Here is a 19,691-nt window from a genome sequence, read left to right as displayed (position 1 = left end):
CGCGGCGGGCGACGCCGGGCCGTTGCGAGACGCTGACTCCGCTGGGGAGTGCGATAGAGATTCGCTGCATCACTTCACCTGTTTTGTTCTTTTTAAGTGTGAGTGCGTGTTACTGCTGGAGCCGACTATAAACCCGACCGCCGAATAATCTCAATATATAATTTTGCATCCCATATTTTGGGATTTATCCCGCAAACCGCGTACAGGGTTTGCCCGGCACATCGACCCGCATCGACAACACCGCGCCATCCAGTGAATGGTTTTGCGGACTCTGGGCGCTGGTGATGTACAGGGTTTTCAGGTCTTCACCACCGAACACACAACTGGTCGGGCGGCTGACCGGCAGTTCGATCTTGCGCTCGACCTCGCCTTGCGGCGTCAGGCGCAGCAGGCAACTGCCATCCCAACGGGCGTTCCACACGTAGCCTTCGGCATCCATCGCCGAACCGTCGGGGCCGCCCTGCCCGTCTGAACCGTACCAGACATCAGGGCTGCCGAGATTGCCGTCGGTGTGTATGAAATAGCGGTTGAGCGTCCCGTCGAAGCTGTCGCCGAACAGCAGCGTGGTGCCGTCGTCGCTCCACAACAGCGTGTTGGGAATCCCCAGACCGCGCAGCAGTGGCGTGACACGCTGGTCTGGATCAATGCGGAACAAGCCACCGGAGCGGCGCACGATCGGCAGATCTTCGCCCTGTTCGCCGATGTTGTTCTGCATGGTGCCAAGCCACAGCCGACCCTGAGCGTCGCAGCGCGCTTCGTTGGGCCGATTGCCCGGTTGCGGGTCGGCAATGCAGAACAAAGTCAGGCGTGGTTCAAGGCCCGGGGAATCAAGGTCCAGTCGGTACACGCCGCTGCTCAGGGTCACCAGTGCATCGCCACTGACGCAGGGAATGAACGCGGAAACGTGCTCGGGCATCTGCCAGATCTGCACGTTGTTGCCGATCAGCCGCAGCGCCTGCCGGCCGGCGATATCGACCCAGTACAGCGCCTGGGTGGGGGCGTCCCAGAACGGGCCTTCTCCGAGTTTGGCGCGGTGTTGGGTTACGGCGGTCCACGACATGGCAACTCCTTGAGTCTTGTTTTTACTGTAGGAGTGAGCCTGCTCGCGATGGCGGTGGCTCAGTGAGGTTGATTGCGACTGATACACCGCTTCGCGAGCAGGCTCACTCCTACAGGGGATCTGTGTTTTCAACTGGCTCTCTTGTCGGCCATCACCTTTGGGTAAAAGCGTTTGATCGTCAGGTCGGCGTTATCGATCAGGGTCATACAGGCCCACACCCCGCGTGCAGAATCGCGCGCGGCGATGGCGTCGGCCATGTCTTTGTGGATCGGCAAGGTGCGGCGCAATTCGTCGGGGTCGGCGGCGGAGACTTCAAACGACACGGCGAGCAAGGCGCCAAGGGCCGGGACCATTTGCTCAATGAATTGATTGTGACTGGCCGCCAGAATGCATTCGTGGAAGACCTGATCGGCACGGTTGTAATCGACGCCGCTGTCGACAGCCCGCTCCAGCGCGTTGTACGCCAGTTGCACGGCCTGAATCTGCTCCAGACTGGCACGCTCGCAGGCCCAGCGCACGGCCATCGGTTCGATGGTGCGCCGCAGGTCGAGCAGGTCGTCGACGAAATTTTCAGGCAGGCCATTGCGCGACAGCCAACCGACGACTTGCGGATCGAACAGGTTCCAGCGCCGCACCGGCAGTACCCGGGTGCCGACTTTCGGCCCGACTTCGAGCATGCCTTTGGCGACGAGGGTCTTGATCGCTTCGCGGATCACCGTGCGGCTGACACCCAGTTGCAGACCCAGATCCGCCTCGACCTTGATCGCCTGCCCCGGTTTGACCTGGCCGGCGGCGATCCAGCCGCCCAGCCAATCAACCGTTGATGCATGAAAGCTGCTGGACATGGAAACCTCAAAGCGGTTCGCGATGGGTGTTCACGCTAATGATCATATGATTGAGAGTCAAATCAGATTTTGAAGTTGCCCATAAATCAATGTGGGAGGGGGCTTGCTCCCGAAGCCGTGCATCAGTCAATATGTAGGGTGACTGTTACACCGCCTTCGGGAGCAAGCCCCCTCCCACAGTTGGATGTGTATTACGGTTCGAGGCCGATGCGGAAGAACTCGCCGCCACTCCACACACCCAGCCAGCGCTGCCCGTCGATTTCGCGGCTGACCGCCAGTTCCACCAGTTGGTAGAACACGTTGCGGTGAATCAGCGCTTCAAGGTTAGTGCGCACATGCACGTAAGGCGCGGGTTCCTGGGTCGCCGGGTCGATCTCGACGCGGATCGGGTGCTCAGGCCCGGCCTCGGCCGTTTCCTCGACATTGGTGGTGAAACGCAGCAACTGCGCTTCGCCCTCGCCTTCGACTTCCACGGCAATCGCCACGAACGGCGCGTCGTCGACCTTGATCCCGACCTTTTCGACCGGCGTAATCAGGAAATAATCATCGCCGTCGCGGCGAATAATGGTGGAGAACAGCTTGACCATCGGCTTGCGCCCGATCGGCGTGCCCAGGTAATACCAGGTGCCGTCGCGGGCGATGCGCATGTCGATGTCGCCGCAGAAGTCCGGGTTCCACAAGTGCACCGGCGGCAGGCCTTTGGTTTTGGGGATCTGTCCCAACAGGTCATTGGCTTTTTGCGGGCCACTCATGGCGTACTCCTTGGTTTATTGGTCGCCGATCCCCAGCAGGCTGCGCGCGTATTGCGCCAGTGGCGGGCCGATCAGGTCTTCAGGCTTGTTGTCGTGGAACGTCAGTAAACCGCCACGACTCTTGATCCGTGCAGTATCAATCAAATACTGGGTGCTGGTCTCGATCAACATGATCTGAATCACCCCGCCGTCGATACCCAGACGATCCACGGCTTCCTGATCGAGCCACTCATCGGAGTTGCCGATGCGGTCATCAGCCTTGGCAAAACGGGTGTACAGCAGATAGTGGGCGCCCGCGTCACGAGCTTCGCCCATCGCCTGATCGAGGCCTTCAGGAGCCCGGGCGCGACGAACCATCGGGAAATACTCGACGAAACCTTTGAAGGCTTCTTCGGCGACCACGTTCGGGCGCGGGTAGGAACCACCCGGCGGCGCGAACGCACCCTGGGCGATGTAGATGAACGAGTCCGGCTGAATGCGGAAGTTGTTCACGCGACGGCTGTCGCTGTGATCCAGCAGCCCCGCGTCGCTCATCTGATAGCGAGTGCCTTCGGCCATATCGCTGACAGTCATACAGCCGCCAAGCGCCAAAACGGCCAGCAGCAAAACCAGGCTACGCATCCTCATCCTCCAGAAGCCGGTGACGGAAAACCGGCGAATGGCCGTTGGATGCAGCTTTTGCGCCAGCTCTGATTCTTCGTTGATTTATACAATGCATGCGCGAGCAGGCTCGCTCCCACAGGAGAACGCATTCCAAGGTGGGAGCGAGCCTGCTCGCGAAAGTGGCTGATCAGCCGCCGATGATTTTCATGATGGTTGCGCCGCCGGAGAACGCCACTTCCTGCTTGTCGCCCAACGCCTTGACCAGCAAACGCTGCAACGCCGGCAATGCCTGATGGCGCGGTTTGTCGAGCAGGTCGCCGACATAGTGGCGGTTGCTCGACGACAGGCAGCCATGCAGCCAGCCGGTCGACGACAGGCGCAAACGCGAGCAGGTTCTGCAGAACGGCACGCTTTCGTTGGCGATCACGCCGAAATGACCAACGCCCGGGATCGCATAACGCACGGCCGTGGCGTCCACCGGCGCATCTGCCTGAGCGTATTCGTAGCGCTCGCCAATCAGGCTCAGCAATTGCTGCAGGCTGACGAACTGTTGCAGGAAGGCATTGGAGTCGGTCGCCAGATGGCCCATGCGCATCAACTCGATGAAGCGCAACTCGTAACCACGCTCAAGGCAGTAATCGAGCAGCGGCATTACCTGATCCAGGTTCTGCCCGCGCAATGGCACCATGTTGACCTTGATCTTCAGCCCCGCCGCCTTCGCCTGGTCCATGCCATCGAGCACGGTCGCCAGATCGCCGCCACGGGCGATGCTGCGGAACGCACCGGCGTCGAGGGTATCGAGGGACACATTGATCCGGCGCAGACCGGCGTCCACCAGCAGCGGCAGCTTCTTCGCCAGAAGTTGACCGTTGGTGGTCAGGCTGATGTCTTCCAGGCCCATCTTGCCGACGGCGCTCATGAAAGACTCGAGTTTGGGGCTGACCAGCGGCTCACCGCCGGTGATGCGCAAGCGCTCGATACCGGCAGCTTCGATCAGATAGGCTACGCCGCGTGCCATGGCCTCGGCCGACAGTTCGTCCTGCGCAGCCACCAGCCGCTTGCCGTTGGGCACGCAGTAGGTACAGGCGTAATTGCAGGCTGAAGTCAGGCTGATGCGCAAATTGCGAAAACGCCTGCCTTGACGGTCAACGATCATGATCACTCCGGCGATAGAATTTCGAGCCGCTAAAACTTGACTCACAAATCAAGTTTTAGCAAGCCCTATGCCTGAGTATATTCCTGCGGTACTGCGTCATGTAGCGAAATCATGGCGCAATAAGGCAGCTGAATGGTTCAGCTGCTTGGGGTTTCCGGATCACGCTTGCGCTTGTTGCCCATGCGCACGCCGATGTCCATCAGGAACTGGAAGAAACCTTCCTGATCTTCCAGCACATTGCTCCAGAACGGCGAGTGATACAGCGCCACCGCGCCGTGCACCAGCGCCCAGGACGCGCAGTAGTGGAAGTACGGCGGCACGTCTTCGAGCTTGCCTTCGCTGATCCGGCCCTTGATGAGCAAGGTCAGGCGTTCGAAGTTCGAAGCACGGATCTTGTGCAGCTCTTCGACCATTTCCGGCACCTGATTGCCTTTTACGACCTTCTCTTCGAGGCGGTCGAACAGGCGATAGCGCTGTGGGTCGCGCATGCGGAATTCGAAGTAGGCACGGGACAGCGCTTCCTTGTCCTTGTCGACATCGGCCGAATGCAGCAGCTCATTCAAATCGCGCTCGTAATCGAGCATCAGGCGCAGATAGATCTCGGCCTTGGATTTGAAGTGCTTGTAGATCGTGCCTTTGCCGATACCCACGGCATCAGCAATCATCTCGACGGTGACACTGTCTTCACCTTGTTCGAGGAACAGCTTGAGCGCGGTATCGAGAATTTCTTGCTCGCGGCGACGAAACTCACGGACCTTACGAGGTTCTTTGTGCATAAGAAAAGGTCTGAAGGGTCAAAATTCGAAGCCGCGTATTATGCCTAACTTGCGCAAAAATGCACGGATCATCCGACCATATCTGTGTTTCTTGTTCATTTTGCGAACGCCGGGGGTGCAATGAGAACTCAACTGAAGCGCACGTATTCCAAATTTGTTTAAAAACCCCGACCGCTCAACTGGACTCAACGCCAGACTGATCAATACTTGAACTGTCGGTCGGCATCTCCCCCAAGTGCCGTGCCGATAAAGGTACCAAGGGACCGCGTGCCTTTGTTTTACTCCTAATGGTCTTAACCCGGATTCACCCCCCAGAACCCGGGTTTTTTTTGCCTGCGATTTGGTTTTCCTGCGGCAATGAGCCTGCCCGCAATGGCCATTTCGCACTCAAGCAGATTTAACACTCGCCAGCGGGAACAACCGCTTGAAGTTCTCGGTGGTCTGCTCGGTAAATCGCTCGTAGTTTTCCCCGCGCAACATCGCCAGAAACTCCGCCACTTCACGTACATACTGCGGCAGGTTCGGCTTGCCGCGATAAGGGATCGGCGCCAGGTATGGCGAATCGGTCTCCACCAGCAACCGGTCGGCCGGGACTTTGCTTGCCACATCGCGCAAGGCATCGGCATTGCGGAAAGTCACGATACCCGACAGGGAAATGTAATAGCCCATGTCCAGCGCGGCCTTGGCCATGTCCCAGTCTTCGGTAAAGCAATGCAGCACACCGGCCTGAGGCAACGCGGCATCGCGCAGCAATTCAAGGGTGTCGGCGCGAGCGCCACGGGTATGGATGATCACCGGTTTGCCGGTATGCTGCGCCGCTTGCAGGTGCAGACGGAAGGATTCCTGCTGCAATTCGGCGGCTTCCGGCTCGTAATGGTAATCCAGACCGGTTTCGCCGATCGCCACCACTTTCGGGTGATTGAGTTCGTGCAGCAGCCAGTCCAGTGCAGGCGCGGCGCCCGGTTGCACATCCAGCGGATGCACGCCGACCGAGCAATCGACGTCGGCATAGCGTTCGGCAAGGGCTTTGACGTCGGCGGCGTTGTCGGCACTGACGCCGATGCACAGGAAGTGCCCTACCCCACGCTGGCGGGCCGCATCGAGTGCGGCATCCAGTGAGCCTTCATGGGCGGCAAGGTCGAGGCGATCAAGGTGACAATGGGAATCTACGAGCATAAAAGGACTGCAACTTACATCGTATGAGTGGGACGGTCGGACTTCAGGGCTCCGGCCAGATGGGTTTCGATGCGACTGCGGGCGGTGTTGTCGCCTTCATTGAATTGCACGCCGACACCGGCGGCACGATTGCCCTGGGCGCCTTTGGGGGTAATCCAGGCGACCTTGCCGGCCACCGGAATCTTCTCCGCCTCGTCCATCAGGTTGAGCAGCATGAACACCTCATCGCCCAACTTGTAGCTCTTGTTGGTCGGGATGAACAGGCCACCGTTCTTGATGAACGGCATGTAGGCGGCGTACAGCACCGACTTGTCCTTGATGGTCAGGGACAGGATGCCGTTGCGCGGCCCCGGGCTCATGGGTTCATTCATGTTGACCTCCACTACTGATGTTCAGAGTCTAGGCGCACACAGTCGTTTTGGGGGCGATTACCGGTGACCCGGCAAACTCACCCACTGCACCAACAAGGCTTCCAGCAGCAACGCTGGATTGAGGTTGGCTTTGCTCAGGACCTTCTGCCGCTGGGCGAGAATCCAGTCCTGAATGTCGAGGACTTTGCCCTGCGCGCTTTTCTGCGCCAGATACTGCACCACTTTGCGCATGTCGGTCAGACCGAGGCCGTTTTCATCCTGGGTCAATTGATAACGCAGGATCAGGCTCGACCAGTCGCAGAACCAGTCGAACAGACGCAGCATCGGAATGTTTTTCCATTCTTCGGCCAGTTGTGTCGGCGACTGCTGTTGCTTGAGCAACTTCTTCACGCCTTCGACCACCTGCGCGCGCTGTTCCCGCACGCCCTGGGCCTGCAGGCTGACCGCCGCCAGTGGCGAACCGGCCGCCAGCGTCAGCAATTCGACGCGCTCCTCGGTAGAACACTCCGGCAGCGCCTGTGCCAGCCACTGCAGGCTTGCGGCCTCACTCGGCAATGGACACGCCTGCTGCACGCAACGACTCTTGATCGTCGGCAGCAACCGGCTCGGCTGGTGGCTGACCAGTAACAGCACCGTATTGCCGGATGGCTCTTCAAGGCTTTTGAGCAAGGCGTTGGCGGCGTTGATATTCATCGACTCCACCGGTTCAATCAGCACCACCTTGCGCCCGCCCAATTGCGCGGTCTGCACCACGAAACTGACCAGATCACGGACTTGATCGACCTTGATCGCCTTGTCGGCTTCTTCCGGCTCAAGGATGTAGTTGTCCGGGTGACTGCCGGCCTTGAGCAGCAGGCAGGACTTGCACTCGCCGCAAGCCTCGGGCGTCGGACGCTGACACAGCAGGCTGGCCATCAGCCGCTCGGCCAGCGCGCGCTTGCCGATCCCGGCCGGGCCGTGCAGCAGATACGCGTGAGCATGCTGACTACGCCCGGCCAACTGCTGCCAGAGGCTGTCTTGCCATGGATAGGCGTCAGCCACGGGTCAGCTCCAGCAGACGCGGCAACAGCGTGTCCAGCGAGCGCTGAACGTCTGCCAGCGGCTGACCGGCATCGATCCGCACATAACGCGCAGGTTCGGCTTCGGCACGCTTGAGAAACGCACTGCGCACCGCTTCGAAGAACGCCCGGCCTTCCAGTTCGAAACGATCCAGGCGCCCGCGAGCGCTGGCGCGGGCCAGGCCGATTTCCACCGGCAGATCGAAAATCAGCGTCAGGTCCGGGCGCAGGTCGCCCTGAACAAACGTCTCCAGTGCCGCAATACGCTCCAGCGACAAACCGCGACCACCGCCCTGATAGGCGTACGTCGAGTCAGTAAACCGATCGCACAGCACCACGGCGCCACGGACCAGTGCCGGACGAATGACCTCGGCCAGATGCTGGGCACGGGCGGCGAACACCAGCAACAGCTCGGTGTCGGGGTTCATGACTTCATCGGCCGGGGCCAGCAGCACATCGCGAATGCGTTCGGCCAGCGGCGTGCCGCCGGGTTCGCGGGTCAGCACCACTTCAATACCTTGCGTGCGCAGACGCTCGGCGAGGTACTCGCGGTTGGTGCTCTTGCCGGCGCCTTCCGGGCCTTCCAGGGTAATAAACAAGCCAGTCACAGGCAGTCCTTAATCAAAGTCATTGCGCGTTTTGCGGTGCTGCCGCGCCGGGCTCGGCAGCAGGTGCCGGGGCTGGCGCAGGCGCTTGAGGAGGAACCTGCGGCAGCGACTCCGGAGCGGTATCGGGGGACGCTGCGGGGATCGTCTCTTCGGTGGCCGTGGCCGGAGCGGCTGGCGCATTCGCCGGGGCCGGGCTGGAGCGGTAATCGGCACGACGCTTGAGCTGGAACTCGCGCACCGCACTGTTGTGTGCGTCCAGATCATCGGAGAACACATGGCTACCGTCGCCACGGGCGACGAAATACAGGCTGTTGCCTTCCACCGGATTGAGCGCGGCATGAATCGCCTCACGGCCGACCATGGCGATCGGCGTCGGCGGTAATCCGGGAATCACATACGTGTTGTACGGCGTTGGCTCCTTGAGATGAGCGCGGGTCAACTTGCCGGTGTAGCGCTCGCCCAGGCCGTAGATCACGGTCGGGTCAGTTTGCAGCTGCATGCCCAGCGCCATACGGCGCACGAACACGCCGGCAATCTGCCCGCGTTCCTGTGGCACGCCGGTTTCCTTCTCCACCAGCGAAGCCATGATCAGCGCCTGATAAGGCTCGCTGTACGGCGCGTCGGCCGAGCGGTTTTCCCACTCCTTGGCCAACACTTCGTCCAGGCGATCAAAGGCTTTCTTCAGCAATTCGACGTCGGAGACTCCGCGCACGAAGCGGTAGGTGTCCGGAAAGAAACGACCTTCCGGGAACAGTCCGCGATGGCCAATTTTCTCCATCACTTCGCTGTCGCTCAGGCCCTTGAGGGTCTGTTCGATTTTTTCATCTTTTGCCAGTGCCGCCCGGACCTGGTGGAAATTCCAGCCCTCGACCAGCGTCAGGTTGTACTGCACCACTTCGCCACGCTTCCACAGGTCGATCAGACCGTTGACGGTCATGCCCGGCTGCATGCGGTATTCGCCGCTATGGATCGGCGTACCGGTCAGATTGAAACGCCAATAGATGCGCAACCAGAAGGCGTCCTTGATGACGCCATCGGTTTCGAGTCCAAGAAAGGTACGGGTAGGCGTCGAGCCTTTTGGCACATCCAGCAGTTCTTCCTGCGTGATGTTCAGGGGCTGTTCCAGCGCCGAATGAATTTTCCAGGCGCTGGCGCCCAACAGCAGCCCTGCCAGAACCAGTCCGGTTTCCAGCAGCAGCAAGAGTTTATGTCTCACGAATCAGGCATCCAGTAGCGCGCGGGCAATGGCTTGCAGTTTACGGGTGAGCGGGCCAACCGGCCAGCTCAGTGCAGCGTAGGCACGTACCGGCCAGACACCATATACGCTGTTGCAAATGAAGACTTCATCAGCCCATTGCAGTTGTTCGAGGTTGATGTCGGTGATTTGGGTGGGGATAGCCAATGATTCGGCCTGAAACAAGATTTCTGCACGCATCACACCGGCCACGCCGCAGCGCTTCAGATCCGGGGTGATCAATACGCCGTCGCGCACCAGAAACAGGTTGCTGAAGACGCCCTCAACGACCCGTCCGGCCTGATCGAGCATCAAGCCCTCGGCATGTTCGCTGTCGTGCCATTCGGCACGGGCGAGCACTTGCTCCAGGCGGTTCAGATGTTTGAGCCCAGCCAGCAATGGCTGGTTCGACAGCCGAGTGACACAGGGAAACAAGCGTACACCTTGCTCACCATGCACGGCAGGATAAGCAGCAGGAGGATTGCCTTGCAGAATACGTCGGCCCGGCGCCGCAGGATCAGGCGCATAGCCACGCAAGCCGTCGCCCCGGGTGAGAATGAGCTTGAGCACCCCCTCGCCCATCGCTGCCGCATAGCTCAGCAGCTCCTGGCGCACCCGCTCGATATCAGTCGCGATGGCCAGACGCGCGCAGCCATCGGCCAAACGCGCCAGGTGTCGGTCCAGCAGCACAGGCTCGCCGCCTTGCACGGCGATGGTCTCGAACAGACCATCGCCGTAAGCCAGGCCGCGATCTTTCAGCGACAGAGCGTCAGCCGGCTGACCGTCGACCCAGCTGTCCATCAGCCGGCGAACCGACGGAACGCCAACGTGCCGTTGGTGCCGCCAAAACCGAAGGAGTTGGACAATACGACGTCGATGTCCATGTTGCGCGCAGTGTGCGGCACGAAATCGAGATCGCAGCCTTCATCCGGTTCGTCGAGGTTGATGGTTGGCGGTGCCACCTGGCTGTTGATCGCCAGCACACTGAAGATCGCCTCGACCGCCCCCGCCGCACCCAGCAGGTGACCGGTCATGGACTTGGTCGAGCTGACCGCCAGCTTGTAGGCGTGATCGCCGAACACGCTCTTGAGCGCGTTGGCTTCGGCGAGGTCGCCGGCCGGCGTCGAGGTGCCGTGGGCGTTGATGTATTGCACCTGGTCGATATTGATTTTCGCATCGCGCAGGGCATTGGTGATGCAGCGGGCTGCACCGGCGCCATCAGCAGGTGGCGAGGTCATGTGGAACGCATCGCCACTGGTGCCGAAGCCGATCAGCTCGGCATAGATGGTCGCACCGCGAGCCTTGGCGTGCTCGAGTTCTTCGAGTACCAGCGCACCGGCACCGTCGGACAGCACGAAGCCGTCACGGCCCTTGTCCCATGGACGGCTGGCGCGGGTCGGCTCATCGTTGCGGGTCGACAGTGCACGGGACGCGCCGAAGCCACCCATGCCCAGGCCGCACGCGGCCATTTCGGCGCCGCCGGCAATCATCACGTCGGCTTCGTCGTACATGATGTTGCGCGCCGCCATGCCAATGCAGTGCGTACCGGTCGTACAGGCTGTGGCAATGGCGTAGTTAGGCCCCTGTGCACCCAGGTGGATGGACAGAAAACCGGAAATCATATTGATGATCGAGCCTGGCACGAAGAATGGCGAGATTCGACGCGGGCCCGTCTCATGCAGAGTACGGCTGGTTTCTTCGATGTTGGTCAGGCCGCCGATCCCCGAACCCATGGCCACGCCAATGCGCTCACGGTTGGCGTCGGTGACTTCCAGACCTGCGTTGCGAACAGCCTGAAAACCCGCGGCCAGACCGTACTGAATGAACAGGTCGAGCTTGCGTGCTTCCTTGACCGACAGGTATTCCTCGACATTGAAGCCCTTTACCGAGCCGCCAAAACGGGTGGAATAGGCAGAAAGGTCGGTGTGTTCGATCAGACCAATGCCACTGCGGCCAGCCAGAATGCCCTGCCAACTGCTCGGCACATCCGTGCCCAGTGGCGACAACATACCCATACCGGTGACTACGACGCGTCTACGCGACACAGCACTCTCCTTTTTCAAATGACGACTTTGCATCAGGCCTAAAGAAAAAACCGCACGCCATGATGGCAGTGCGGTTTTTCCATGACAGCAAACAACGATTACAAACTATTACGCCTGGTGGCTAGTAACGTAGTCGATTGCAGCTTGTACAGTAGTGATCTTCTCAGCTTCTTCGTCAGGGATTTCGGTCTCGAATTCCTCTTCCAGAGCCATCACCAGCTCAACGGTGTCAAGGGAGTCGGCACCCAGGTCTTCTACGAAGGAAGCGGTGTTTACCACTTCTTCTTCTTTAACACCCAGTTGCTCGGCAACGATTTTCTTGACGCGCTCTTCGATGGTGCTCATACCTTGTTTTCACTCCTAATGGACAAATTCAGGCAGCTGGCCAGTGGGTAAGTGTATAGAAAGACTTTTCAGCTTTTCAACTGAAAGCTTCACTCCTCAAACCCTGCGGCCCTCTGCCTATAAATAGATTGCAGCTTTATAACGGATTTTAGACAGCTCGTATGACATTTTTTTGAAGCAATCCGTCACATTTTACTTACATGTACATCCCACCGTTCACCGGGATTGTAGCCCCAGTGACGTATGCCGCACCGTCGGATGCAAGAAAAGCGACCACGGATGCGATCTCTTGAGCTTGTCCCAGACGACCCAGCGGAATCTGCGTCTGCAAGGCTTCACGCTGTGCTTCAGGCAGCTCGCGGGTCATATCGGTGTCGATAAACCCTGGGGTTACCGAGTTGACCGTAATCGAACGCGAACCGACTTCACGCGCCATCGCACGGCTGAAACCTTCCAGACCGGCCTTGGCGGCTGCATAGTTTACTTGGCCTGCGTTGCCCATGGCACCCACCACCGAGCCAATACTGATAATTCGGCCCCAGCGCGCCTTGGTCATACCGCGCAAAACGCCCTTGGACAGGCGATACAGACTGTTCAGATTGGTATCGATCACGTCGTACCATTCATCGTCTTTCATGCGCATCATCAGGTTATCGCGGGTGATACCGGCATTATTGACCAGAATCGCCGGCGCACCGAACTGCTCCTGAATGCTCGCAATCACTTTGCTGACCGACTCGTCGCTGGTGACGTTCAGTTCCAGACCAGTGCCCTGAATACCGTGTTCTTTCAGAGTGGCGGCAATCGCTTCGGCGCCCTTGGCGGAGGTCGCGGTGCCAACAACGATGGCGCCCTGACGACCCAGTTCCAGAGCGATGGCCTGGCCGATACCGCGGCTTGCACCGGTAACCAGTGCAACTTTACCTTGCAGACTCATGCAAGTTTCTCCTGATTCAGGCTTGCGCTGCACGGGCGGCAGCGAAAGCATCTGGGGTATTGAGGTTGGAAGTCGAAACGCCTTCGGCGCAACGTTTGTTCAGACCCGCCAGCACCTTGCCCGGGCCGCACTCGACCAGATTGGTCGCGCCTTTGGCGGCCAGGGTCTGGACCGACTCAACCCAGCGAACTGGCTTGTACAGCTGTTCAAGCAGATCACGCTTGAGGGTTTCCAGATCGGCTGGCACTTGCGCGCTGACGTTCTGTACCACCGGGATCTGCGGCGCCTGCCAGTCGATGGCGGCAATGGATTCGGCAAAACGCTCGGCGGCCGGACGCATCAGTTCGCAGTGCGACGGCACGCTCACCGGCAGCGGCATGGCACGCTTGGCACCACGGGCCTTGCAACCTTCGATGGCGCGCTCAACAGCAGCCTTGGCACCAGCGATGACCACCTGGCCTGGCGAGTTGAAGTTTACCGCGCTGACCACCTCGCCCTGCGCCGCTTCTGCACAGGCAGCCAGTACGTCAGCGTCTTCCAGACCGAGGATGGCAGCCATACCGCCCTGCCCGGCCGGAACGGCTTCCTGCATCAGCTGACCACGGCGCTCAACGAGCTTTACCGCATCCGCCAGTGTCAGGCTGCCAGCAGCGACGAGTGCGCTGTATTCACCCAGGCTGTGACCGGCAACGAATGCCGGACGCGCACCGCCTTCAGCCAGCCACAGACGCCACAGGGCGATCGAGGCGGTCAGAATGGCCGGTTGGGTTTTGTCGGTTTGATTGAGCAGCTCTTCCGGACCCTGCTGGGTCAGCGCCCACAGGTCATAGCCCAGAGCAGCGGAGGCTTCTTTGAATGTTTCGAGGATCAGCGGATATTCCGCGCCCAGCTCGGCCAGCATGCCGAGGGACTGCGAACCCTGTCCTGGAAAGACGAATGCGAGGGAAGCAGACATGTAACAAGCCCCTAATGATCTTGTCGTCGAAAAATGACACCCCACCGGGGGATGCCAGAAACTGACAGTTGGATGGCCCTTTGAACCGGGCGGTCACATTTAAGCATTGTCCGACGAAAACGCCTAAGACAACAAATCCTCCAGACGACCATGAAGACGCTCGGGCAGATTCTCCTGAATCTCGATCAGCGCACGCTGAATCGCACTCTGAAAGCCCTGAACCCCGGCCGAACCGTGACTTTTCACCACAATGCCCTGCAAACCGAGGAAGCTTGCGCCGTTATGTCGCGCCGGTGCCAGATCGGCCTGCAAACGCTTCATTAACGGCAGCGCCAAGGCACCGACAGCACGGCTCGCCATGTTCTTTTTGAACAAGGCCTCGATGCGCGCTGCAATCATCGTCGCCAGGCCTTCGCTGGACTTGAGCAGGATATTGCCGACAAATCCGTCACAGACCACCACGTCAGCCTCGCCGCGATACAGGCCATCGCCCTCGACGAAACCGATGTAGTTGATGCCTCGGGCCGCCTGCAACAAGGACGCCGCCAGCTTGACCTGCTGATTGCCCTTGATGTCTTCGGTGCCGATGTTGAGCAGCGCTACCCGTGGCCGGGCAATACCCAGCGTCTGCGCCGCCACCGAGCCCATCACCGCGAACTGCAACAGATGCTCGGCACTGCAGTCGACGTTGGCGCCCAGGTCGAGCAACTGGCAATAACCTGTCTGTGTCGGAATCGCGGCAACCATTGCCGGACGGTCGATGCCCGGCAACGTCTTCAAGACAAATCGCGACAGCGCCATCAACGCTCCGGTATTGCCGGCGCTGACACAGGCCTGAGCCTTGCCGTCACGCACCAGTTCAAGGGCGACACGCATCGACGAATCCGGCTTGCCACGCAAGGCCTGGGTCGGCTTTTCATCCATGGTGATGACTTCAGACGCCGGGACAATCGTCAGGCGCGAGCGATCCGCAGCCGATTGGCCATTGATCAATTCTTCAAGAAGGGAGGGTTGACCGACAAGGGTCAGGTGCAGCGAGGGCGTAGCAGAAAGGCAAGCAAGGCTGGCCTGAACAATGCTGCGGGGACCGAAGTCCCCGCCCATTGCGTCAATCGCGATGACTTGAGCGGACAAGTGATTACTCGTCAGCGCCCTTGTCGATCACTTTACGGCCACGGTATACGCCTTCTGGCGATACGTGGTGACGCAGGTGAACTTCACCGGTGGTTTTTTCTACAGACAGGGTGCTAGCCTCGAGAGCGTCGTGCGAACGGCGCATGTCACGGGCAGAGCGGGATTTTTTGTTCTGCTGAACAGCCATAATTGATTAACTCCTAAACGTTTGGGTCACGCTTTAACTGCGCCAATACACTGAACGGGTTGGACCGCGTTACCTCGTCCTCGCTCGGTTCGGGTTCATCTGCTCCCGCCGGCTGCTGGCATTCTTCCGGATGATGAGCAGGCACAATGGGCAAGGCGAGCAGAAGCTCCTCCTCGATCAGTGACTGCAGATCCAATGGATCTTCGCCCAGTTCCAGCACGTCATAACCTTTCGGTAACGACTGGGTATTCGCACCCTCCTTCACCACAGCGTAACTGCATTCGCTATGGATCGGCAGGGTGACCAGCTCAAGACAACGCTGGCAAACCATTTTGACCTCGGTGTCGATAAAGCTGTGGATCACCACAGATTTACGTTCATCTCGTTCAAAAACGAATTTGGCCTGCACCGTACCGACATCGTCGGAAAGCGGGTCGCAGAGTCTCTTCAAATCGGCCAGCAGCAGTTCACCTTGAAGGGTGGTGCCACGATCAGCCAATTTGCGCGGGTCAACGTGAGGTGGAATCGGGTCATTCAACATAGGCGCAGCATTATAGGGATGCCCCCACCCATGTCAAAGGAAATTGTGCCCTGTCCGTCACTTGCGTGCCTCCGCTAGAATTCGCGCCTGCCTCAGGAGACGTCAATGTTGCCTTTATTACTCGCTTCAAGCTCGACTTATCGTCGGGAATTGCTCGCCCGCCTGCACCTGCCGTTCGTCTGCAGCTCGCCGGATATCGACGAAAGCCACCAGCCGGGCGAATCAGCCATCGAACTGGTCAAGCGCCTCGCCGAACAGAAAGCCCGGGCACTGGCTGCCAGCCACCCCGCTCATCTGATTATCGGCTCGGACCAGGTAGCCGTGCTGGGCGAACGCATCATTGGCAAGCCGCACACCTTCGACAAGGCCCGAGAGCAACTGCTGGCCGCCAGCGGCGCCAGCGTGACCTTCCTCACCGGCCTGGCCCTGCTCAACAGCCAGACCGGCCACTGTCAGGTCGACTGTGTGCCGTTCACCGTGCACATGCGCCAACTCGACGAAGCACGCATCGAGCGCTACCTGCGCCTGGAGCAGCCCTACGACTGTGCCGGCAGCTTCAAGGCCGAAGGACTAGGCGTGAGCCTCTTCAAATCCACCGAAGGCCCGGACGCCACCAGCCTGATCGGTCTGCCACTCATCCGTCTGATCGACATGCTGCTGGCAGAGGGCGTACAAATCCCCTGAAGCACAAAAAACCGGCCATCAAGACCGGTTTTTTTACACACTGATTGCTCAGCGCAACGAAGGCCCGTGGAAACCCATCCACATCGCCAACTGCTCGGCGACACTGGCGCCGAGCTTTTTCGAGAAGCGATCGAACGGCGACTCCTGAACAGTGAAATCCACGAGTTCTTTCTCGCCAATCACATCACGCGCCACCGAACTGGCATTACCCAGACCGTCGATAAGCCCCAGCGGCAGCGCCTGCTCGCCAGACCAGACCAGCCCGGAGAACAATTCCGGATGCTCTTTGTCTTTCAGACGATCACCACGCCCCTGCTTGACGCTGTTGATGAACTGCTTGTGCGTGGTGTCCAGCACGGTCTGCCAGAACGCGGTTTCGTCAGGCTTTTGTGGCTGGAACGGATCCAGAAACGACTTATGTTCACCCGAGGTATAGGTGCGACGCTCGACACCCAGCTTGTCCATGGTGCCAACAAAACCGTAACCCGCCGCCGTCACACCAATGGAACCGACCAGACTCGCCTTGTCGGCATAGATCTGATCCGCCGCACTGGCGATGTAATAGGCACCGGACGCGCCGAGATCAGAAATGACCGCGTACACCTTGGTATCCGGATGCAGACCACGCAGGCGCTTGATCTCGTCATACACGTAACCCGACTGCACCGGACTGCCGCCCGGGCTGTTGATCCGCAGGATCACGCCCTTGACCTTCTTGTCCTCGAAGGCCGCACGCAGACTTCCGACAATATTGTCGGCACTGGCCGGCTCCTTGTCGGCAATCATGCCGGTGACATCGATCAGCGCAGTGTAGTTCGGACCACGGGTGGCGCTCTTTTCCATGTCCATCAGTGGAGTGAACAGGATCAGCGCAACAAACAGATAAACAAACGTCAGCAGCTTGAAGAAAATCCCCCACCGCCGCGAGCGACGCTGCTCCTGCACACTGGCCAGCAGGGTCGTTTCCAACAGCTTCCAGCTCTTTGCGTCACCGTCGTCGGCACTTGCCTTGGCCGGTGCTTTCCATTCGTCGGTCATCCAGTCCACCCCAGAAAAAACTTATTTGGCCTGCTGCCCCAGCCAGGCGTGCAACTCACTAAAATGGTCGATCGACAGGCGCGGCTCGAACTGCTGCAGCGATTCGATCGATTGCGCGCCATAACTGACCGCCACCGAATCCATCCCCGCGTTACGCGCCATCAGCAGATCGAAGGAAGAGTCCCCGACCATCAGCGCCTGCTCCGCACGCACACCGCAATGGGCCAATATCTGCTCCAGCATCAGCGGATGCGGCTTGCTCGCTGTTTCATCGGCAGCGCGAGTGATGTCGAAATAATCTTCCCAGCCATTGGCCTTGAGCACCCGATCCAACCCGCGACGATTCTTGCCAGTCGCGACTGCCAGGTGATAACCCTGCTCGCGAAAAGACGCCATCGACTCGACTACGCCTTCGAACAACGGCGAAGGCACGGCTTCCGCGGCGATGTAGTGATCCGCGTAATACTCGCGAAACAAGGTCATTTCGGCATCGCTGATGTCCGGATACAAGGTGCGGATCGCCTCTGGCAAGCCCAGACCGATGATGCCTTTTACGGCAAAATCATCACGCAACTCGAAACCTGAACGCCCGGATGCCGAGTGCATTGCCTCGACAATCCGATGAATGGAATCGGCCAGCGTGCCGTCCCAATCAAAAATCAGCAGCTTGTAATCAGATGGGCGCACTCAATCGCTCCACAGTCTTGGCCCACATTTCATCGACCGGTGCCTGCAACTTGAGTTCACCGCCATCGGGCAGCGGCACGGTCAGCATGTAGGCATGCAGGAACAGACGCTTGCCGCCCAGATCACGGATTTCCTTGCTGAAACTGTCATCGCCGTACTTGGTGTCGCCAGCGATGCAGTGCCCGGCGTGCAACGTGTGGACGCGGATCTGGTGCGTGCGCCCCGTGATCGGCTTGGCTTCGATCAGAGTGGCAAAATCACCAAAGCGACGCAGGACCTTGAACACGGTCACAGACTCCTTGCCCTCCTCCTCGTCGACCTCGACCATGCGCTCGCCGGAGCGCAGATTGCTCTTGCCGAGCGCCGCACGGACTTGCTTTATCGAGGTCGCCCAGTTGCCGCGAACCAGTGCCATGTAGCGCTTATCGACACCGTCACCGCGCAACGCGGCATGCAAGTGACGCAACATGCTGCGCTTCTTGGCGATCATCAGCAGGCCCGAGGTATCACGGTCGAGACGGTGAACCAGCTCGAGCTCCTTGGCATCGGGGCGCAACTGACGAAAGGCTTCGATGACGCCGTAATTCAAGCCGCTGCCACCGTGAACCGCAATGCCGGCGGGCTTGTTGATCACGATCAGGGCTTTGTCTTCGTAGACAATCGAGGCTTCCAGGCGCTGCAACAGGCCTTGGGCCAAAGGCACCGGCTCGTCACGCTCAGGCACGCGAACCGGCGGTACACGCACGATATCGCCGGCCTGCAGCTTGTATTCAGGCTTGATCCGCCCCTTGTTCACGCGCACTTCGCCTTTACGCAAAATGCGGTAAATCAAGGTCTTGGGCACGCCTTTGAGCCGGGCAAGGAGGAAATTGTCGATTCGTTGGCCGGCATACTCCGGCGAGACTTCAAGCAGTTGAACGCCTGGAGTCGAAGGGGCAGTAGTTGTCATGCCGCGGATGATAACAATTTTTATGGAATTGAAGCACTTAATCATTGCTGCTATAGTCGCGAACGCCGCCAAAAGCGGCCTGGACAGCGGAACCACGGTCAAAAACCGGCCCTGACCAACGCAATTCACCAGGACGCGAGGCCGTCCTACGGGGCTTTCGCTACGTAACGGTGGAGTTTGCAGTTGTAACAAGCGCAGGTGACATGAGGCCTGAATTACACCGTCGAGCAGAGTTTTCACTCGCCTGACAGGCAAATATTCGAGGCCAGTTCACAAAGTGCAGTCAGCTGCTGATGACCCCGAGCGAGCGCTTCGGAAACACCGCCTGAATTAGCCATGATGCGTGACCTCCCCTTTCGGAGCTCACGGTAAATGCCAACCCGCTGCGGATTCTGCGCGCGGCAGCACCCGAATTATCAGGGATACGTGTAGGGTGGAGATGCACAACCGCTGGACTGTGTAGCAATAGGCTTTATCAAGACGCTTCATCTCGTCCACAGCCGCTGGTTGATTCCTCCTCCTGACTGAGTGCTTAAGTAGCCACAGCAAG

23 protein-coding genes are annotated in these 19,691 nt (G+C 59.4%); 1 reads left to right on the top strand and 22 read right to left on the bottom strand.

Annotated elements, in window-relative coordinates; genetic code table 11:
- Positions 1 to 184: 184 nt before the first annotated feature.
- From U862_RS0125715 to U862_RS0125625, 19 genes are all read right to left on the bottom strand, one after another.
- Complete coding sequence (locus tag U862_RS0125715) at positions 185 to 1,060, bottom strand: SMP-30/gluconolactonase/LRE family protein (RefSeq protein WP_025113026.1); 876 nt, start codon at positions 1,058 to 1,060, stop codon at positions 185 to 187.
- A gap of 128 nt (positions 1,061 to 1,188) precedes the next feature.
- Positions 1,189 to 1,905, bottom strand: a complete 717-nt coding sequence (locus U862_RS0125710) for a FadR/GntR family transcriptional regulator (protein WP_025113025.1) — start codon at positions 1,903 to 1,905, stop codon at positions 1,189 to 1,191.
- A gap of 191 nt (positions 1,906 to 2,096) precedes the next feature.
- Entirely contained in the window at positions 2,097 to 2,657 is a 561-nt protein-coding gene (locus U862_RS0125705) for a DUF1285 domain-containing protein (RefSeq protein WP_025113024.1), read from the bottom strand.
- 15 nt (positions 2,658 to 2,672) lie between these two features.
- On the bottom strand, positions 2,673 to 3,278 hold the full coding sequence (locus tag U862_RS0125700; protein WP_025113023.1) for a DUF4823 domain-containing protein: 606 nt from the start codon (positions 3,276 to 3,278) through the stop codon (positions 2,673 to 2,675).
- Between the two features lie 169 nt (positions 3,279 to 3,447).
- Positions 3,448 to 4,416 carry a GTP 3',8-cyclase MoaA gene (locus U862_RS0125695; RefSeq protein ID WP_025113022.1) on the bottom strand — a complete coding sequence of 323 codons (969 nt, stop codon included), beginning with the start codon at positions 4,414 to 4,416 and terminating at the stop codon, positions 3,448 to 3,450.
- A 137-nt stretch (positions 4,417 to 4,553) separates the two neighbouring features.
- On the bottom strand, positions 4,554 to 5,192 hold the full coding sequence (locus tag U862_RS0125690; RefSeq protein ID WP_007950805.1) for a TetR/AcrR family transcriptional regulator: 639 nt from the start codon (positions 5,190 to 5,192) through the stop codon (positions 4,554 to 4,556).
- Between the two features lie 387 nt (positions 5,193 to 5,579).
- Positions 5,580 to 6,368, bottom strand: coding sequence for a TatD family hydrolase (locus U862_RS0125685; RefSeq protein ID WP_025113021.1), 789 nt, complete (start codon positions 6,366 to 6,368; stop codon positions 5,580 to 5,582).
- 14 nt (positions 6,369 to 6,382) lie between these two features.
- Positions 6,383 to 6,739: a PilZ domain-containing protein gene (locus U862_RS0125680; RefSeq protein WP_025113020.1), complete on the bottom strand. Its 357-nt coding sequence runs from the start codon at positions 6,737 to 6,739 to the stop codon at positions 6,383 to 6,385.
- Between the two features lie 57 nt (positions 6,740 to 6,796).
- Positions 6,797 to 7,780, bottom strand: coding sequence for a DNA polymerase III subunit delta' (locus U862_RS0125675; protein ID WP_025113019.1), 984 nt, complete (start codon positions 7,778 to 7,780; stop codon positions 6,797 to 6,799).
- Complete coding sequence (tmk, locus tag U862_RS0125670) at positions 7,773 to 8,405, bottom strand: dTMP kinase (protein ID WP_025113018.1); 633 nt, start codon at positions 8,403 to 8,405, stop codon at positions 7,773 to 7,775. The genes U862_RS0125675 and tmk overlap by 8 nt, the downstream gene beginning before the upstream one ends.
- Positions 8,406 to 8,424: 19 nt before the next feature.
- The gene (gene mltG, locus U862_RS0125665) at positions 8,425 to 9,621 is read right to left on the bottom strand and encodes an endolytic transglycosylase MltG (RefSeq protein WP_025113017.1); all 1,197 of its coding nucleotides are present in this window, start codon (positions 9,619 to 9,621) and stop codon (positions 8,425 to 8,427) included.
- 3 nt (positions 9,622 to 9,624) lie between these two features.
- Complete coding sequence (gene pabC, locus U862_RS0125660; RefSeq protein ID WP_025113016.1) at positions 9,625 to 10,440, bottom strand: aminodeoxychorismate lyase; 816 nt, start codon at positions 10,438 to 10,440, stop codon at positions 9,625 to 9,627.
- Positions 10,440 to 11,684 carry a beta-ketoacyl-ACP synthase II gene (gene fabF / locus U862_RS0125655; protein WP_025113015.1) on the bottom strand — a complete coding sequence of 415 codons (1,245 nt, stop codon included), beginning with the start codon at positions 11,682 to 11,684 and terminating at the stop codon, positions 10,440 to 10,442. The genes pabC and fabF overlap by 1 nt, the downstream gene beginning before the upstream one ends.
- 108 nt (positions 11,685 to 11,792) lie before the next feature.
- Positions 11,793 to 12,029, bottom strand: a complete 237-nt coding sequence (gene acpP, locus U862_RS0125650) for an acyl carrier protein (protein ID WP_003175607.1) — start codon at positions 12,027 to 12,029, stop codon at positions 11,793 to 11,795.
- A gap of 196 nt (positions 12,030 to 12,225) precedes the next feature.
- Positions 12,226 to 12,966 (bottom strand): 3-oxoacyl-ACP reductase FabG, encoded by a 741-nt coding sequence (gene fabG, locus U862_RS0125645; protein WP_025113014.1) that lies wholly within the window; start codon positions 12,964 to 12,966, stop codon positions 12,226 to 12,228.
- A 16-nt stretch (positions 12,967 to 12,982) separates the two neighbouring features.
- Complete coding sequence (fabD, locus tag U862_RS0125640; protein WP_025113013.1) at positions 12,983 to 13,921, bottom strand: ACP S-malonyltransferase; 939 nt, start codon at positions 13,919 to 13,921, stop codon at positions 12,983 to 12,985.
- 123 nt (positions 13,922 to 14,044) lie between these two features.
- Entirely contained in the window at positions 14,045 to 15,055 is a 1,011-nt protein-coding gene (gene plsX / locus U862_RS0125635) for a phosphate acyltransferase PlsX (protein ID WP_081794923.1), read from the bottom strand.
- A gap of 4 nt (positions 15,056 to 15,059) precedes the next feature.
- Positions 15,060 to 15,242: a 50S ribosomal protein L32 gene (gene rpmF / locus U862_RS0125630; protein WP_003179396.1), complete on the bottom strand. Its 183-nt coding sequence runs from the start codon at positions 15,240 to 15,242 to the stop codon at positions 15,060 to 15,062.
- A gap of 13 nt (positions 15,243 to 15,255) precedes the next feature.
- Positions 15,256 to 15,783 (bottom strand): YceD family protein, encoded by a 528-nt coding sequence (locus U862_RS0125625; protein ID WP_003204262.1) that lies wholly within the window; start codon positions 15,781 to 15,783, stop codon positions 15,256 to 15,258.
- Positions 15,784 to 15,888: 105 nt separating this feature from the next.
- On the opposite strand from U862_RS0125625, the gene U862_RS0125620 reads away from it, so the two are divergent.
- Positions 15,889 to 16,467: a nucleoside triphosphate pyrophosphatase gene (locus U862_RS0125620; protein WP_025113011.1), complete on the top strand. Its 579-nt coding sequence runs from the start codon at positions 15,889 to 15,891 to the stop codon at positions 16,465 to 16,467.
- A 48-nt stretch (positions 16,468 to 16,515) separates the two neighbouring features.
- On the opposite strand, the gene sppA is transcribed toward U862_RS0125620, so the two are convergent.
- The 3 genes from sppA to rluC are packed head-to-tail and all read right to left on the bottom strand — an operon-like array spanning position 16,516 to position 19,141.
- On the bottom strand, positions 16,516 to 17,505 hold the full coding sequence (gene sppA / locus U862_RS0125615; RefSeq protein WP_025113010.1) for a signal peptide peptidase SppA: 990 nt from the start codon (positions 17,503 to 17,505) through the stop codon (positions 16,516 to 16,518).
- A gap of 21 nt (positions 17,506 to 17,526) precedes the next feature.
- The gene (locus tag U862_RS0125610) at positions 17,527 to 18,192 is read right to left on the bottom strand and encodes an HAD-IA family hydrolase (RefSeq protein ID WP_025113009.1); all 666 of its coding nucleotides are present in this window, start codon (positions 18,190 to 18,192) and stop codon (positions 17,527 to 17,529) included.
- Complete coding sequence (rluC, locus tag U862_RS0125605) at positions 18,179 to 19,141, bottom strand: 23S rRNA pseudouridine(955/2504/2580) synthase RluC (RefSeq protein ID WP_025113008.1); 963 nt, start codon at positions 19,139 to 19,141, stop codon at positions 18,179 to 18,181. Before rluC ends, U862_RS0125610 begins: the two co-directional genes overlap by 14 nt.
- Between the last annotated feature and the right edge of the window lie 550 nt (positions 19,142 to 19,691).

Origin of the sequence: Pseudomonas sp. H1h (assembly GCF_000633255.1) — a bacterium.
GTDB lineage: Bacteria > Pseudomonadota > Gammaproteobacteria > Pseudomonadales > Pseudomonadaceae > Aquipseudomonas.
The sequence above is the reverse complement of the archived record's forward strand: the minus strand, read 5'-3'. Positions and strand labels throughout refer to the sequence as shown.